Here is a 16,053-nt window from a genome sequence, read left to right as displayed (position 1 = left end):
CTATTTTGCGGGCGTCAGCTGGATCCGCTCGACCGTCTCCTTTTCGACCGCCCCGCGGCTGTAGACCAGCGGCACGTACTTGCCTTCGAGCCACAGCGGCGCGAGGTCGCGGTAGTTCGGGCTGTCGGGATTGCCCGATTGGCCCGGTGTGTTGATCACGCGCGAGGCGTCCCAGTTGCCCACGTCGAGCACCATGCGGAACGATGCGCCCGAGGTCAGCTTGTAGTCGCTGGCCCGGTAGGTTGCCGCCATCGGCGTGAAGCTGGAGCCGGACATCGGCCAGTCGCCCACGTCGAGCTTCTTGCGCGTGGCGGCATCGACCACGCCGGCGAGCGGGTGCCGGAATTCCGCGCGGTGCAGCGTGCCCCACTTCCAGGCTGTCATGTCGGGGCCGAGCTTGGCGGTGAGCTCCTGCATCGCGGGGGGCAGGGTCTGCAGCAACAGTGCATCGCGCTGCGCGTCGGTGATCCAGCCGAACGGGTTCTCGAGCAGCAGCACCATGCGGGTGTTGTCGCCGGGTGCCGCCAGCGGCGCGCCCACATCGCCCGCGCCGGCCTTGAGCACCGCCGCCCGCAGCGGCTTGCTGCTCCACACCTCGTAGAGGGCGGCCGCGGCGCTGTTGCGGTCCATCGTGCCGTCCCAGCCTTGCAGCAGGCGCAGGCCGGTTGCCGTCTGCGCGTCGTCGCTGCGCAGGCCCGCCAGCAGCTTCAGGAGCCGCTGCGCGGGCGTCGCGACGATGTCGTTCTGCATGCGCTCGGAGTCCTCGATGGTGAAGCGCGAACCCGCCGCCACCTTCGCTGCGAACAGCTCTTTCAACCGCCGCGCGCGGGCCGCATCGCTCCATTCGTAGCCGACGCCCTTCTTCGCGGCCGGATGATCGGGCGGAATGTTGTTCTCGTTCGCGGTCACCACATAGCCGCGCGCGGGGTTGAACTCCGAAGGCAGTTCGTCGCCGTTGCGAAAGCCCGACCATTCGTAGCGGCCGTCACCGGGCACGGGCATGAGGCCGTCCCAGTTGGGCCGGATCGGCGTGAGCCCGCCCGGAATCCAGCCGACGTTGCCGCTGCTGTCGGCATACACCTGGTTCTCGCCCGGCGCGCCCCAGCGGTTCATCGCGGCGCGGAACTGGTCCCAGTTGCGCGCGCGCATGTAGTCCATCGAACCGAAGTACGGCGCCATGCCGGGCTCCAGCCAGGCGGCACGCAATGCGTACGCGCGGCGCTTGCCGGGCTCGGAAAGCAGCACCGGGCCATGGCGCGTGAAGGTGTTGACCACCTCGCGCGGCGCGCTCTCACCGCGCACCGCGATGCGTTCGGTCACGCGGGTCATCGGCTCCCAGCGGCCCTGGTAGCGGTACTCGTTGGGGTTCCTGGGGTTGAGCTGGTACACGTACAGGTCTTCCTGGTCCATGTAGAAGCGCGTGAGGCCAAAGGCGATGGTGCCGTTGTGGCCGATCGACAGGCCCGGCAGGAAGGGCTCGCCCGCGCCGATGGCATCCATGCCGGGTGCGCTCAGGTGCGTCATGTAGCGCAGGCTCGGCGCGCCGTGCGAGCGGTGCGGATCGTTGGCCAGGATGGGCCGGCCCGTGGAGGTGAGCTTCGGCGAGATGACCCAGTTGTTGCTGCCGTAGGCGCCCGTGGGGTCGCCTTGCAGGGCCTGCTGCTGTGCCTCGTCCTGCTCGGCCTTTGCAGCGATGGATTCGGCGCTGCCGGGCAACAGCGCCACCGGCGCGGCGGCCGCGCCCGTGTTCAGACCGACTCGCGTGTTCTCCTTGGTGAAACGCGGCGAATCGGTCGCCCGCAGGTAGGCCGCGCGCAGCTCCGCCGCGGGGATGGTGCAGGGATCGAAGCCCACAGGCACCTTGGGCGTGACCGGCGGATCGAGCTCGCGGCGCAGCCAGTCGGCCTTGATGCCGGGGCCGCCGGCGCAGAAGGCACGTGCGCGATCGACCTCGGAGGTGAAATTGAGCGTGAGCCCGTGGTGCCGGATGCGCACCACGTCCTCGGGCGACCACGTCGCCGGTTGATAGCCCAGCAATGCGAACTCGGTCGGCAGCAGCGCGGGCTGCGCGCGCACCTGCGCGACGTAGGCATTGACGCCGGCGGTGAAAGCCTCGGCCACGCGCTTCGCATCGGAGCCGTAGGCGAGCCACTCGCGGTACATGTCGCCACGGTAGAGCACGGCGCGCGCGGCGCGGTCGCTCTCGACCCAGGCGGGGCCGAAGTCCTTGGCCATTTCGCCGAGGCCGCGCTTGCGCCACAGGTCCATCTGCCAGAGCCGGTCGCGCGCGGCGATGAAGCCCTGCGCCACGAAGGCGTCGTAGAGCGTGCCGGCGTACAGGTGCGGCACGCCCCAGCGGTCGACCAGCACCTCGGCGGGCTTCTCGAGGCCGGGGACGGCGAAGGATGAGGAGGGGCGCGTGGGCGTGTCGCCGCCCGGAGAACCCGGTGAGGTGGACGCACAGCCTGCGAGTGCAAGGACCGCAAGCGACACGGCGCAAAGGGAAAGCCGATGGCTCGTTCTTTTCATGGATCTCGTCTCCTGCCTTGTTGGAATGGCAGGGCACAGTATCCCGATTTCCGCGCGGGATCGGGTTACGAGACATGACTCGCAGACGCGCAAGACCGCAGGTGCAACTGCTCGCACCATGCGGCTTCGTCTTCCTCCGGAACTAGGCCAGCGCGGGCTCGGTGGACGCGGCCTGCACCGGAATGTGCGCGCGCTCTTCCTTGATGACGTTGGCGCCGTCCACGAACACGAGCTTCGGCAGATAGCCCTTCACCTGCTCTTCCGGCACGAGGCCGAACGCCGCGATGATGAGCAGGTCGCCAACGGCGGCACGACGCGCCGCGGAGCCGTTGACGGAGATGATGCCGCTGCCCCGCTCGCCGCGGATCGCATAGGTCACGAAGCGCTCGCCGTTGGTGACGTTCCAGATGTGGACCTGCTCGTTCTCGGCAAGGTTCGCGGCGTCCAGCAGGTTCTGGTCGATCGCACAGGAGCCTTCGTAGTGAAGCTCGCAATCGGTCACGGTGGCGCGATGGATCTTGGACTTGAGTAGCGTGCGAAACATGATGGTGATGGTTCCGGTTGAAGGGATTTTTCGGGCCTGTGCTGCGGGCCGGAGACCGCGGGTCCCGGACAGCGGCGCGAGTCTAGGGGCCGTTGCAGACGCTGGCAATCGTCCTCCAGGTGCTTCGCGCATCGATGAAAACTTCCTACTACGCGAGAGCCACGTGCCCAGGCAAAACTACCAGGGCCCGCGTGCGCCGACCTTCATGAATTGACGCGAAAGCCTGCGACGTGGGCACAATCGAAAGACACCATTGCCCGGCCGCCTTCATGAGCAGCAACGAAGAATCGATATCCCTCCCTCCCGTTGCGCGCACACAGCCGGCCCTCCAGGACGAGCGTTCCGCCTGGGCCACCATCCGCCGGCTTCTCCCCTATTTTTGGCACTACAAGTGGCGCGTGATCGCCTCGCTCGTGCTCGTGCTGGCCGCCAAGCTCGCGAGCGTCGGCGTGCCGATTCTGCTCAAGGAACTGATCGACGCGGTCACGCCCAGGCCCGGCATGGCGCAGGCGCTTTTCATCGTGCCGATGGCACTGCTGCTCGCCTACGGGCTGCTGCGCCTGTCGACGGTGCTGTTCACCGAGCTGCGCGAACTCGTCTTCGCACCGGCCGCCGAAGGCTCGACGCGACGGATTTCGCTGGAGGTATTCAGCCACCTGCATTCACTGAGTCTTCGTTTTCACCTAGACCGCCAGACCGGCGGCATGACACGCGACATCGACCGCGGCACGCGCAGCGTGCAGGCGCTGATCTCGATGCTGCTCTACAACATCCTGCCGACGCTGGTGGAACTCGCGCTCGTGCTCGCCATCCTCGGCACGAAGTTCGGCACCTTCTTCATCTGGGTCACCGTGGTCGCGCTGGTGTTCTACATCGGCTTCACCGTGGCCATGACCGAGTGGCGCATCGAGCACCGCAAGGCGATGAACGAGCTCGGCGCCATCGCGCAGACCCGTGCGGTCGATTCCCTCTTGAACTACGAAACGGTCAAGTACTTCAACAACGAGGAGTTCGAGGCCAGACGCTACGACGCGAGCCTGGACAACTTCCGCAAGGCCGCCCTGCGTACCCGGCGCACGCTGAGCCTCTTGACCTTCGGCCAGCAGATCGTGATCACCACGAGCCTCATGCTGATGCTGTGGCATGCCACCGCGGGCGTGATCGAGGGCAGCATGACGCTGGGCGAGCTGGTGATGGTCAACGCCTTCATGATCCAGCTCTTCATTCCGCTGAACGCGCTGGGCATCGTCTACCGCGAGATGAAGCAGAGCCTGATCGACCTGGACAAGATGTTCCTGCTGCTCGAGAAGGAACACGAGGTGCGGGATGCGCCCACCGCGCAGCCCCTGGCCGGCACCGATTCCACCATCCGCTTCGAGGACGTGAGCTTCGCCTACGAAGCCGCGCGGCCGATCCTCCAGCACTTGAGCTTCGAGATTCCCGCAGGCAAGACCGTTGCGGTGGTCGGCCCGTCGGGCTCGGGCAAGTCTACGCTGGCGCGGCTGCTCTATCGCTTCTACGACGTGCAGCATGGCCGCATCACCATCGGTGGCGAAGACATCCGGGAAGTCACCCAATCGAGTGTGCGCCGCGCAATCGGCATCGTGCCGCAGGACACGGTGCTCTTCAACGATACGGTCGAATACAACATCGCGTACGGCCGCCCCGGCGCGAGCCGCGAGGAAGTGGAAGGCGCCGCACGGGCCGCGCGCATCCACGACTTCATCTCGGCCACGCCCAAGGGCTACGAGACGACCGTGGGCGAGCGTGGCCTCAAGCTCTCGGGCGGCGAGAAGCAGCGCGTAGCCATCGCGCGCACGCTGCTCAAGGACCCGCCCATCCTGATCTTCGACGAGGCCACCTCCGCGCTCGACTCGGCCAACGAGCGCGCCATCCAGTCGGAACTGCGCAGTGCGGCGCAGGGCAAGACCACGCTGATGATCGCGCACCGCCTGTCGACGGTGGTCGACGCGCACGAGATCCTGGTGCTGGAGGCCGGCGTGCTCGTCGAGCGCGGCACGCATGCCGAGCTGCTCGCAAAGCAGGGCCGCTATGCGCGGATGTGGGCGCACCAGAAGATCGATGCCGATGCATAGCGAAAGCCCGCGACGACGCTGACGCCCTTCCCCTCCAACCTTCAGCAAGAAAGACTTCGATGGACCTCGCCAACCTGTTCTCCCTCAAGGGCCGCACCGCGCTCGTCACCGGCGGCTCGCGCGGCATCGGCCGGATGATCGCCGAGGCCTACCTGATCCAAGGCGCGCGGGTCTACATCTCGGCGCGCGGCGCCGAGGCTTGCGACCAAGCGGCCAAGGAGCTTTCGGAACAGGGCCCGTGCTTCTCGCTGCCCGCCGACGTATCGACGGTCGAGGGCGCCCAGGCACTGGCCGACACGTACGCCCGACACGAAGGCTCGCTCGACATCCTCGTGAACAACGCCGGAGCCGCCTGGGGTGCGCCTTACGACGAGTTTCCCGAGAGCGGTTGGGACAAGGTGATGGACCTGAACGTCAAGACGCCGTTCTTCCTGACCCAGCTCATGACGCCCTTGCTGCGCAAGGCCACCGCCCATCACCTGGCCAAGGTCATCCACATCGCATCGGTGGACGGCATCTCGGTCAGCCCACGCGAGATCTATTCGTATGCCGCCAGCAAAGCCGGCCTGATCCAGCTCACGCGGATGATGGCGCTGCGCCTTGCGCCCGAGCGCATCGTCGTGAGCGCGATCGCACCGGGGGCCTTTGCCACCGACCTGAACAAGACCGCCCGCGACCACGCCGAGGAGCTCGCGGCCTACATCCCGCTGGGCCGCATCGGCAGCCCCGAAGACATCGCCGGTGCCGCCGTGTACCTCGCATCGCGCGCTGGCGACTACGTGGTCGGTTCCACGCTGATCGTGGACGGCGGCGCAACGCACGCGCGCTGAGTGCCTCGTGCCTTGGTGCGAGCCATTCGAGTAATGGCTCGCAAATGAAAACAAAAGTAATTAATCTTAGAAAGCTAAATAAAAAGTCTCGCCTCGCACCGCATTGGTGCCTCTGGATCGCGGGAAATACAACATAGGTTCGCATTGTGTGAATGACTGAAACCGTGTTTGAATGTTACCCAACTCAGTAAAAACGTTTCCTTCAGGAGACGTTTTAGCGGGTCTCCTACAACGTTTGGCAGTTCTCGATCCAGAAAATCATGACAAATCCGTTTGAAAACAGCGACGCTTCGTACCGCGTATTGATCAATGACGAAAACCAGCACTCGCTCTGGCCGGAATTGATCGAAATTCCTGCAGGATGGAAAAGCATTCACGGTCCTGCGACGAAGTCCGCATGCCTGGAATTCATCGAGGCGAATTGGACCGACATGCGTCCTCGCAGCCTGGCTAAGGCAATGGACAACGCCAAATAGCAATCCCGGATTGACTCCCGCGGAGCCGGGAGGCAGGTCACATAGAAGAATACGGACGGCACGCCTGGAGTTGATCTCCAGTCGCGATGCAATGCCCGCTGGCCTTCCATTCCCCATTACCCACAGGATTCGACGACATGCTCTCGCCCCGCACCGATGACTGGCCTCTGACTTTTGCGCAGCTCGGCATTTGGTTCGAGCGACAGTTTTATTCGAGCGAGCCGTCCCATAACGTCGGCGAGTTCATTGAAATCTCAGGCCTCATCGAACCGGAGCTATTTCTGAAATGCCTGAAATTGGTCGCCCTTGAAAGCGAAATTCTCAGCGCACGATTCTTCGATGGCGAAACGACACCACGCCAAACCTTCGATCGCGGATCACCTACCAATTCCATCGAATTTCTCGACCTGAGCAATGATGCGGACCCGCGCAGCGCCATGCTCGCCGCCATTTCCCGCAGGATGGAGCAGCCGCGACTGCCCACCGACGTCGGGCTTTTCTCCTTCTGCCTTTTCAAATTGGGTGCAGACCGTTTTGCTTGGCATCACCTTTATCACCATATCGTTGTCGACGGCTTCGGTTATTCGCTGATCGCGCGCAGGGTTGCGGAGCTCTATACGGAATTGCGCGAAGGCCGCGAACTCTCCAAGCCATGGTTCGTTCCGGTGAGTCGCCTCCTGGATGCCGAGGCGGAATATCTCTCATCGTGCTCTTTCGAATCCGACCGGGAGTTCTGGCGAGGCTACCTGGCGAAATTGCCCGAACCGGCGCGATTTGGTGGCAGCAATCGCAATTTCTCGAGGTTGCCGGTGCGGCGCACCTGCCGCATCGACAGCGCCTCGGTCACGGCGCTTTCGGAACTGGCGCGCACGGCCGGGACTTCGATGACCCGCGCGCTGATCGCCACCGTGGCGTCGTACCTGTTCCGCTCGACGGGCGTGCGCGAGCTTTCGATCGCACTGCCCGTGTCGGGGCGCACACCGGACACAGGGTCCATTCCCTGCATGATGTCCAACACGCTGCCGATGCATTTGTCGATATCGCCCGAAATGACGATGCAGGACATCGTGCGGGCCGTGGACAAGGAAATCAGGCATATCCTCCCGCACCAGCGCTATCCGGCATCGCGTCTTTACCTGGATGCGAAAAAGATCCGTGGCTACGGCAGCGATTTCGGCCCGGTCATCAACGTGATGCCTTTCAAGCAGGGCCTCGAATTCGACGGGTTTCCCTCGAAGGCGTACAACACGTCGGCGCGCTCCGCTTCGGATATTTCGTTCTCGTTCTTCGTGGATCAGGACAGCAGCATCGACATTTATTGCACAGCCAATCCGAACGCCTATTCCGAAGGCGATCTGGAGAAACACCAGAACCGGCTGCTGAATTTCATCGAAGCCATTGCAAAAAATCCTTCGGATGCACTCGGCCATATCGACATGCTGGATGCAATGGAGCGCCGCAAAGTCCTGCTGGATTGGAATGGCAAAAAGGCACTCGAATTCGATGTCACACTGCCTGAATTGTTCGAGCGGCAGGTAGCCAGAACGCCCGAAGCGGTCGCCATTTCTTTCCAGGGCACCAGCTTCAGCCATGAAGAGCTCAACCGGCAATCGAACCAACTCGCACATCACCTGATTTCCCTTGGAATCGGGCCTGAAAGCATCGTGGCATTGGCTTTGCCCCGTTCGCCGCAATTGATTGTCAGTTTATTGGCAATTATCAAGTCCGGCGCCGCTTACCTTCCGCTCGATATCGAATATCCGCAGGATCGACTCAAATACATGCTGGAAGATGCACGTCCGCAATGCATCATTTCAAATTCCATTGCAATCGCCAAGTTCAAGGAAATCGAGTTTCCAGTATTGCAGCTCGACGACCTTTCACTAGGGAATTCAATTTCTGCATTGCCAGTCACCAACCCCACGAATTCGGACCGCACGCAGCCGCTCAAATCACTCCATCCTGCCTATATTCTTTATACCTCCGGCTCCACCGGAAAACCCAAAGGCGTGACCGGCACCTGCAAGGCGCTTTTGAATCGTTTGCAATGGGATGTGCGAGAGGCAGGCAGCCAAACGGTTTACGCCCAAAGGACCACGCCCAATTTCATCGATTTCGCCTGGGAGGTCTTTACCCCTCTATTTGGTGGCTATCGCATCGTGGTGGTGCCACCGGATATTGCCAAGGATGTCGACGGACTGGTAAATCTACTAGCTGCCGAGCGAGTTACGAGAATAGTACTCGTACCCTCGCTATTGCAGGCCATGCTCGACGATGAGCGCGGTCTGGCGCAGCGTCTTCCGGAATTGACCTATTGGTCGTGCGGCGGCGAGGCATTGACGCCGGAATTGGCCGGCCGCTTCAGAAAGGCCATGCCGCATGCGCTGCTGGTCAATCTCTATGGCACCTCGGAGTTCTGGGACGCCGCGGGCTGGGTCGACGAGGAAACCGGCGACACCGGCATGCCCAGCGTGCCGATCGGCTCGCCGCTGTCGGGCGTCCAGGTCTATGTGCTCGACGCGCTGCTACACCCGGTGCCGGTCGGCGTGCCGGGCGAGCTGTATGTCGCAGGCGCCGGGCTCGCGCGTGGTTACCTCAAGCGCCCGGGCCTGAGTGCGGAGCGCTTCGTCGCCAACCCGTTCGGCGCGCCCGGAGAGCGGATGTACCGCACCGGCGACCTGGCGCGTTGGCGGCTCGACCGCGAGGGTGTGCTCGACTACCTCGGCCGCGCCGACCACCAGCTCAAGCTGCGCGGCTTTCGCATCGAGCCTGGCGAGATCGAGGCCGAGCTGGTGAAGCACCCGCTGGTGAAGCAGGCCGCGGTGATCGCGCGCGACGATGCCGCGGGCGGCAAGCGCCTGGTCGCCTACCTCGTGCCCGACACGGCCGCAATGCCCGCACGGGCACGCTCGCCGGAGTTCGGCCTCTTCTATTTCGCCGATGCCAACCAGGACCCCGACGGCGAGCTCTACCGGCTGTACGTCGAGGGCGCGAAGTTCGCCGACCGCAACGGCTTCTCGGCGGTGTGGACGCCCGAGCGGCACTTCACCAAGGTGGCTGCGGCTTTCCCCAACCCCTCGGTGTTGAGCGCGGCGCTGGCCATGGTGACCGAGCGCATCCAGCTGCGCGCGGGCAGCGTGGTGCTGCCACTGCATCACCCCCTGCGCGTGGCCGAGGAGTGGTCGGTGGTCGACCACCTGTCGCGCGGCCGCGTGGGCCTTGCCTTCGCATCGGGCTGGGTGCCGGAAGACTTCGTCTTCGCGCCCGACAACTACGCCAACCGCTTCCAGGTCATGCTCGACGGCGTACAGCAGGTGCGCGAACTCTGGCGCGGCGGCACGATGGCCGCGCGCAACGGCGCGGGGCACGAAACGCAGGTGCGCCTTCAGCCCAGGCCCATCCAGCCCGAGTTGCCGGTGTGGATCACCGCGACGCGCAGCCCCGCCACCTTCGAGGCCGCAGGCCGCATGGGCGCGAACGTGCTGACCGCGCTGCTGAGCCTCACGGTGCCCGAGCTCACCGAGAACATCCGCATCTACCGCGAGGCGTTGCGCGCCAACGGCTTCGACCCCGCCACGCGCAAGGTGACGCTGATGCTGCACACCTTCGTTGGCCCCGACGACGAGACGGCGCGCCAGCTCGCACACGAGCCGATGGTCCAGTATTTCCGCTCGCACACCGAGTTGCGCAAGAGCGTCTCGCAGGAGCTCGCCGGCGACATCGCCAACAAGGCGATCGGCGAGGTCGATGCCGAGCAGTTGATCGTGGCCGCCGTCCGCCGCTACTTCGGCACCTCGTCGCTGATCGGCGGGCCCGACACCTGCCTGGCGCTGGTGCGCAAGCTGGAGCAGGTGGGCGTGGACGAGTTCGCCTGCCTGCTCGACTTCGGCGTTGCCGCGGACCAGGTGCTCGACAACCTGGAACACCTCGCCACGGTCATGAAGAAGTCGCGCATGGGCCCGGCACCCGACGCGGCGCAGATGCAGGCCCAGCTCGCCGCTTCGCTGCCCGACCACATGGTGCCCGCGCACTACGTATGGCTCGATGCGCTGCCGCTCACGCCGAACGGCAAGCTGGACCGCAAGTCCCTGCCTGCGCCGCAGTTCGCGCCGCAAGCCAAACGCGCGGCGGGCACCCCGCAGGAGGAGGCGCTGGCGCAGCTCTTCGCAGAGATCCTCGGACTGCCGCAGGTCGGCGTGGACGAGAGTTTCTTCGACCTGGGCGGCCACTCGCTGCTGGCGACGCGGCTGATCAACCGCATCCGCACCTCGATGGGTGTGGAGATCGGCATCCATACGCTGTTCGAGGCCTCGAGCGTGGCCCGGCTGGCGGAGAAGCTCGCGACCGCGCCCAAGGCCCGCACCGCGCTGCGCCCCATCCGGCAGAGCAACCAGCTGCCGCGGCCCTCCGTGCAGTACGACAACAGCAACTGACGGCGACCTCTTTTTCGAGCGGATCGCAGTGCTCGCCCGCCTTCGGCGCGGGTGCACCGGCCGTCCGCTGAAGACCCCTCCTCCAGTCCGGACCCCTTCATGACTCCCCTGTCCTTTGCGCAACGGCGGCTGTGGTTCCTCTACCAGATCGACGGCCCCACGCCCACCTACAACGTGCCGACGGCGGTGCGCTTCGAAGGGCGCATGGACGACGCGGCGCTTGCGGCGGCGCTCGCCGACCTGGTCGAGCGGCATGAAAGCCTGCGCACCGTGTTCTCGGACGCGGCGCAGGCACCCGAGCAGCGCGTGCTGGCGCCTGAGACGGCCCGACCCGTGCTGCAGGTGGAAGAGGCCACCGAGGCCACGCTCGCGCAACGCATCGATCAAGCCGCGGCCTACAGCTTCAGGCTGGACAGCGAGATCCCGTTCCGCGCATGGCTGTACCACCTGGAGAACGGGCAGCACCTGTTGCTGCTGCTGTGCCATCACATCGCCTGCGACGGCTGGTCCTGGGCGCCGATGGCACGCGACCTCTCGCAGGCCTATGCCGCGCGCTGCGAGGGCAAGCCGCCCGCGTGGGATGCATTGCCGGTGCAGTACGCCGACTACACCGTCTGGCAGCACGAACTGCTGGGCAGCGAGGCCGACCCCGAGAGTCTGATCGCCACGCAATTGCGCTACTGGCAGCAGACGCTCGCCGGCCTGCCCGAACAGCTGGATCTGCCCACCGACAAGCCGCGCCCCGCGGGGTCTTCGCACGCCAGCGACACGGTGCCCTTTCGGCTCGATGCCGATCTGCATCGGCGGCTGCGGGCGTTGGCGCGCGAGGGACAGGCCAGCCTCTTCATGGTGCTGCAGGCTGCACTCGCCACGCTGTTCACCCGCCTGGGCGCGGGCACCGACATTGCGCTGGGCAGCCCGATCGCCGGGCGCACCGACGAGGCGCTGGACGACCTCGTGGGCTTCTTCCTCAACACGCTGGTGCTGCGTACCGACACGTCGGGGAATCCGGACTTCCGCGAACTGCTCGCGCGCGTGCGCACCGCCAACCTGGGTGCCTATGCGCACCAGGACCTGCCCTTCGAACGGCTGGTGGAGGTGCTCAACCCCGCGCGCTCGATGGCACGGCATCCGCTGTTCCAGGTCTCGCTGATCCTGCAGAACAACACCCGCGCGACCTTCGCATTGCCAGGGCTCGCCACGCTCGGCTCGCAGTCGATGGAATCGATTGCCGGCGCGTACGACCTCTCGTTCGAGTTGCGTGAACTGCGCGACAAGGACAACGCTGCAGACGGCATCGCGGGCCGCGTGGGCTTTTCAACGGACCTCTTCGAACGCTCGACGGTCGAGCAGTTCGCGGCGCGGCTGCAGCGCGTGCTCGCGGCGATCGCAGCCGATCCCTCGCGGCCCATCGGCGGCATCGACATCCTGCATCCCGACGAGCGCACACGGCTGCTGCACGGCTGGAACGACACCGCGCGTGCCGTGCCCGCAACCACACTGCCCGCGTTCTTCGAGCAACAGGTGGCGCGCACGCCGGATGCGACCGCGCTGGTCTTCGAGCGCACGAAGCTGAGCTATCGCGAACTCAACGCGCGCACCAACCGGCTCGCACACCACCTCATCGCGCGAGGCGCGGGGCCCGGCCATTTCGTCGCGCTGGCCCTGCCCCGGTCCATCGAGATGGTGTGCGGCCTGCTGGCGATCCTGAAGACCGGTGCGGCCTATGTGCCGCTCGACGTTTCCTACCCCGCCGAGCGCCTGGCTTTCATGCTGGAAGACGCGGCCGCGCTGTGCATGCTCAGCGACACGGTGACCGCCGCCGAGCTACCGCAGGGCACGCCCGCACTCCTGCTGGACGACCCCGCGCTCGCCGCCGCATTGGCTGCCGCCCCCGACACCAACCCCACCGACGACGACCGCGTGCGGCCTCTGGCACCCGCCCATGCCGCCTACGTCATCTACACCTCGGGCTCCACCGGCCGCCCCAAGGGCGTGACGGGCCCGCATTCGGGCGTGATCAACCGCCTGTGCTGGATCCACGAGACCCATCCCTACACGCCGGACAAGTCATCCATCGCCAAGAGCTCGATCGCTTTCTTCGACGGCAGCACCGAGATGCTCGGGCCCCTGCTGTTCGGCGCGCCGCTGGTCATGGCCGGCCCGCAGGCCGTGAAGACGCCCGATGACCTGGTCGACCTGATCGAGCACCACCGCATCGACCGCATCACGTTGGTGCCCAGCTTGCTGTCGAACCTGCTGGAGCAGTACGACGCCTCGCGGCTGGGCGGCTGCCGCCTGTGGATCGTCAGCGGAGAGGCGCTGACCAACGAGCTGGCCACCCGCTTCGCCGAGGTACTGCCGCAATCGCGGCTGCTGAACTTCTACGGCTTCTCCGAAGCCACCGGCGACAGCCTGTTCGCACCGGCCGGCAAGGACGACGTGCCGATCGGCCGACCGATCTGGAACACCCAGGTGTACGTGCTGGACGCGCTGCTTCAGCCGGTGCCCGTGGGTGTGGCGGGCGAGCTGTACATCGCGGGCGCGGGCCTGTCGTACGGGTACCTGCGGCGCCCCCACTTGAGCGCGGAGCGCTTCGTGGCCAACCCCTACGGCGCACCGGGCAGCCGCATGTACCGGCCCGGCGACATCGCACGCTGGCGGCCCGATGGCGTGCTCGACTTCCTCGGACGCGCCGACCAGCAGGTGAAGATCCGCGGCTTTCGCATCGAACCCGGAGAGGTCGAGGCCGCGCTCACCCGGCTGCCCGGCGTCGCCAAGGCCGCCGTCGTCGCGCGCGAGGACAGGCCCGGACAGAAGCAGCTCGTGGGCTATGTGGTCGCGCAAGATGCCCAGCCGCTGGATGCGCAGGCGCTGCGCCGCACGCTGGCGTTGCAACTGCCCGACTACATGGTGCCCGCGGCTATCGTCGTGCTCGAGGCACTGCCGCTCAATCCCAACGGCAAGCTCGACCGCAAGGCCCTGCCCGCGCCGGACTTCACGCCGCACAGCATCCGCGCGCCGCGCACGCCGCAGGAAGAAATCCTGGTGACGCTCTTCGCCGAGATCCTCGGCCTTGCGCAGGTGGGCATCGACGACAACTTCTTCGACCTCGGCGGTCATTCGCTGCTGGCCACCAAGCTGGTGAGCCGCATCCGCTCGGCGCTGGGCGTGGAGCTTGCGATACGCGCGATGTTCGAAGCGCCCACGGTCGCACAGTTGACCCATCAGCTTGCCGGTGCGGGAACAGCGCGCACGGTGCTGCGGCCGATGGAAAGACCCGCACGCGTGCCGCTCTCGCTCTCCCAGCGGCGGCTTTGGCTGCTGCACCAGATCGACGGGCCCACGCCCACCTACAACGTGGTGCTGGCTTTCCGCCTGGAAGGCCACATCGACGATGCGGCGCTGGCGCTGGCCATGCACGACCTGGTCGTGCGGCACGAGAGCCTGCGCACCGTCTTCGCGGGCCGGGACGAGGCCACGCCCTGGCAGTGCGTACTGCCTGCCGAGGAGGCACATCCCGTCCTGCAGGTGAAGACGGCCACGGAAGCCACGCTTGCGCAGCAGCTCGCCGAGGCAGGCTCCCATTGCTTCGCGATCGAGAGCGAGATTCCGTTCCGCGCCTGGCTGTTCCATCTGGACGAGGGGCCGCAGGATGCCGGCGCGGATGCGCATGTGCTGATGCTGATGTGCCACCACATCGCCAGCGATGGCTGGTCGCTCGCACCGCTGGCGCGCGACCTGTCGCAGGCCTACACCGCGCGCAGCGAGGGCAAGCCGCCGGCCTGGGCGCCGCTGCCTGTGCAATACGCCGACTACACGCTCTGGCAGCACCAGTGGCTCGGCAGCGAGCAGGATGCCGATAGCGTCATCGCCACGCAACTGGACCACTGGCGGCACGCGCTGGCCGGCCTGCCCGAACAACTGGTGCTGCCCACCGACCGGCCGCGCCCTGCGGTGTCGAGTCACCACGGCGAGCGGCTCGGGTTCGAACTCGATGCAGACCTGCACCGCGGCCTGCTGGCGCTGGCGCGCGAAGGCCAGGCCAGCCTCTTCATGGTGCTGCAGGCGGCGCTTGCCACCCTCTTGACCCGCATGGGTGCGGGCACCGACATCGCATTGGGCAGCCCGATCGCAGGGCGCACCGACGAGGCGCTCGACGATCTCGTGGGCTTCTTCGTCAACACACTGGTGCTGCGCACCGACACTTCGGGCAACCCTGGCTTCCAGGAACTGCTGGCCCGTGTTCGCGAGACCAACCTGGCGGCTTATGCACACCAGGAACTGCCTTTCGAGCGGCTGGTGGAAGTGCTCAACCCCGCGCGCTCGATGGCACGGCATCCTCTGTTCCAGGTGGCGCTGGTGCTGCAGAACCAGACGCGTGCGAGCTTTGCATTGCCCGGGCTGGAAAGCAGCGCCCAGCCTGTCGGGCTGACCACCGCGAAGTTCGACCTGTCGTTCGAGCTGTGGGAGCAGCGCGGCAAGGACGGCTCGCCGCAGGGCATGACCGGGCGGCTGGAGTTCGCGACCGACCTGTTCGATCGGGCGACGGTCGAGGTGATCGTGGCGCGGCTGCGGCGTGTGCTGACGGTGGTTGCGGCCAATCCTTCGGTACCGATCGGAAGCATCCAGATCCTGCAGCCCGAGGAGCGCCAGCAGATCCTTCTCGGATGGAACGACACCACGCATCCCGTGCCCGAATCGACCCTGCCTGCACTGTTCGAGCAGCAAGCCGCACGCACGCCCGATGCCACCGCCCTGGTCTTCGAGGATGCCTCTCTGACCTACGGCGAGCTCAACGCGCGCGCCAACCAGTTGGCCCATCACCTGATCGCGCAGGGCGTAGGGCCCGAGAGCTTCGTTGCCCTCGCCCTGCCGCGCTCGCTCGAACTCGTTGTCAGCCTGCGGGCCATCCTCAAGGCCGGCGCTGCCTACGTGCCCCTGGATGTGGACTACCCCAAGGACCGCCTGGCCTTCATGCTTCAGGACGCATCACCGGTCTGCGTGATCAGCGACACCGCCACGATGCAGTTGCTGCCGCAGGGAACGCCCGTGCTGCTGCTCGATGACCCACGCACCGAGGCTGCGATTGCGGCGCGCTCAAGCACCAATCCATCGCAACTAATCACCTCGCTCAACCCCGCC

General features: G+C 65.9%; 7 protein-coding genes. 5 read left to right on the top strand and 2 right to left on the bottom strand.

The window, feature by feature from the left end; genetic code table 11:
• Positions 1-2,529 carry a penicillin acylase family protein gene (locus ACSFA7_RS30375; RefSeq protein ID WP_435502786.1) on the bottom strand — a complete coding sequence of 843 codons (2,529 nt, stop codon included), beginning with the start codon at positions 2,527-2,529 and terminating at the stop codon, positions 1-3.
• 142 nt (positions 2,530-2,671) lie between these two features.
• Complete coding sequence (panD, locus tag ACSFA7_RS30370; RefSeq protein WP_435502785.1) at positions 2,672-3,073, bottom strand: aspartate 1-decarboxylase; 402 nt, start codon at positions 3,071-3,073, stop codon at positions 2,672-2,674.
• A 269-nt stretch (positions 3,074-3,342) separates the two neighbouring features.
• Here panD and ACSFA7_RS30365 point away from each other — a divergent pair, with 269 nt between their 5' ends.
• From ACSFA7_RS30365 to ACSFA7_RS30345, 5 genes are all read left to right on the top strand, one after another.
• Positions 3,343-5,169 (top strand): ABCB family ABC transporter ATP-binding protein/permease, encoded by a 1,827-nt coding sequence (locus tag ACSFA7_RS30365; protein ID WP_435502784.1) that lies wholly within the window; start codon positions 3,343-3,345, stop codon positions 5,167-5,169.
• A gap of 59 nt (positions 5,170-5,228) precedes the next feature.
• Positions 5,229-5,999, top strand: a complete 771-nt coding sequence (locus ACSFA7_RS30360) for an SDR family oxidoreductase (RefSeq protein ID WP_435502783.1) — start codon at positions 5,229-5,231, stop codon at positions 5,997-5,999.
• Positions 6,000-6,259: 260 nt separating this feature from the next.
• On the top strand, positions 6,260-6,475 hold the full coding sequence (locus tag ACSFA7_RS30355; RefSeq protein ID WP_435502782.1) for an MbtH family protein: 216 nt from the start codon (positions 6,260-6,262) through the stop codon (positions 6,473-6,475).
• Between the two features lie 137 nt (positions 6,476-6,612).
• A complete protein-coding gene (locus ACSFA7_RS30350; RefSeq protein ID WP_435502781.1) occupies positions 6,613-10,908 on the top strand; it encodes a MupA/Atu3671 family FMN-dependent luciferase-like monooxygenase in 4,296 nt (1,431 codons plus the stop codon).
• Positions 10,909-11,007: 99 nt separating this feature from the next.
• On the top strand, positions 11,008-16,053 hold a 5,046-nt coding region (locus ACSFA7_RS30345), incomplete at its 3' end, for an amino acid adenylation domain-containing protein (RefSeq protein WP_435502780.1).

It is taken from the genome of Variovorax trehalosi (assembly GCF_051216415.1).
GTDB lineage: Bacteria > Pseudomonadota > Gammaproteobacteria > Burkholderiales > Burkholderiaceae_C > Variovorax.
This window is presented reverse-complemented; position numbering and strand designations above follow the sequence as displayed.

Bases quoted from the DNA above. Each gene is read 5' to 3' on its own strand.
- ACSFA7_RS30375 (WP_435502786.1), bottom strand. From the start codon at position 2,529: ATGAAAAGAACGAGCCATCGGCTTTCCCTTTGCGCCGTGTCGCTTGCG.
- panD (WP_435502785.1), bottom strand. From the start codon at position 3,073: ATGTTTCGCACGCTACTCAAGTCCAAGATCCATCGCGCCACCGTGACC.
- ACSFA7_RS30365 (WP_435502784.1), top strand. From the start codon at position 3,343: ATGAGCAGCAACGAAGAATCGATATCCCTCCCTCCCGTTGCGCGCACA.
- ACSFA7_RS30360 (WP_435502783.1), top strand. From the start codon at position 5,229: ATGGACCTCGCCAACCTGTTCTCCCTCAAGGGCCGCACCGCGCTCGTC.
- ACSFA7_RS30355 (WP_435502782.1), top strand. From the start codon at position 6,260: ATGACAAATCCGTTTGAAAACAGCGACGCTTCGTACCGCGTATTGATC.
- ACSFA7_RS30350 (WP_435502781.1), top strand. From the start codon at position 6,613: ATGCTCTCGCCCCGCACCGATGACTGGCCTCTGACTTTTGCGCAGCTC.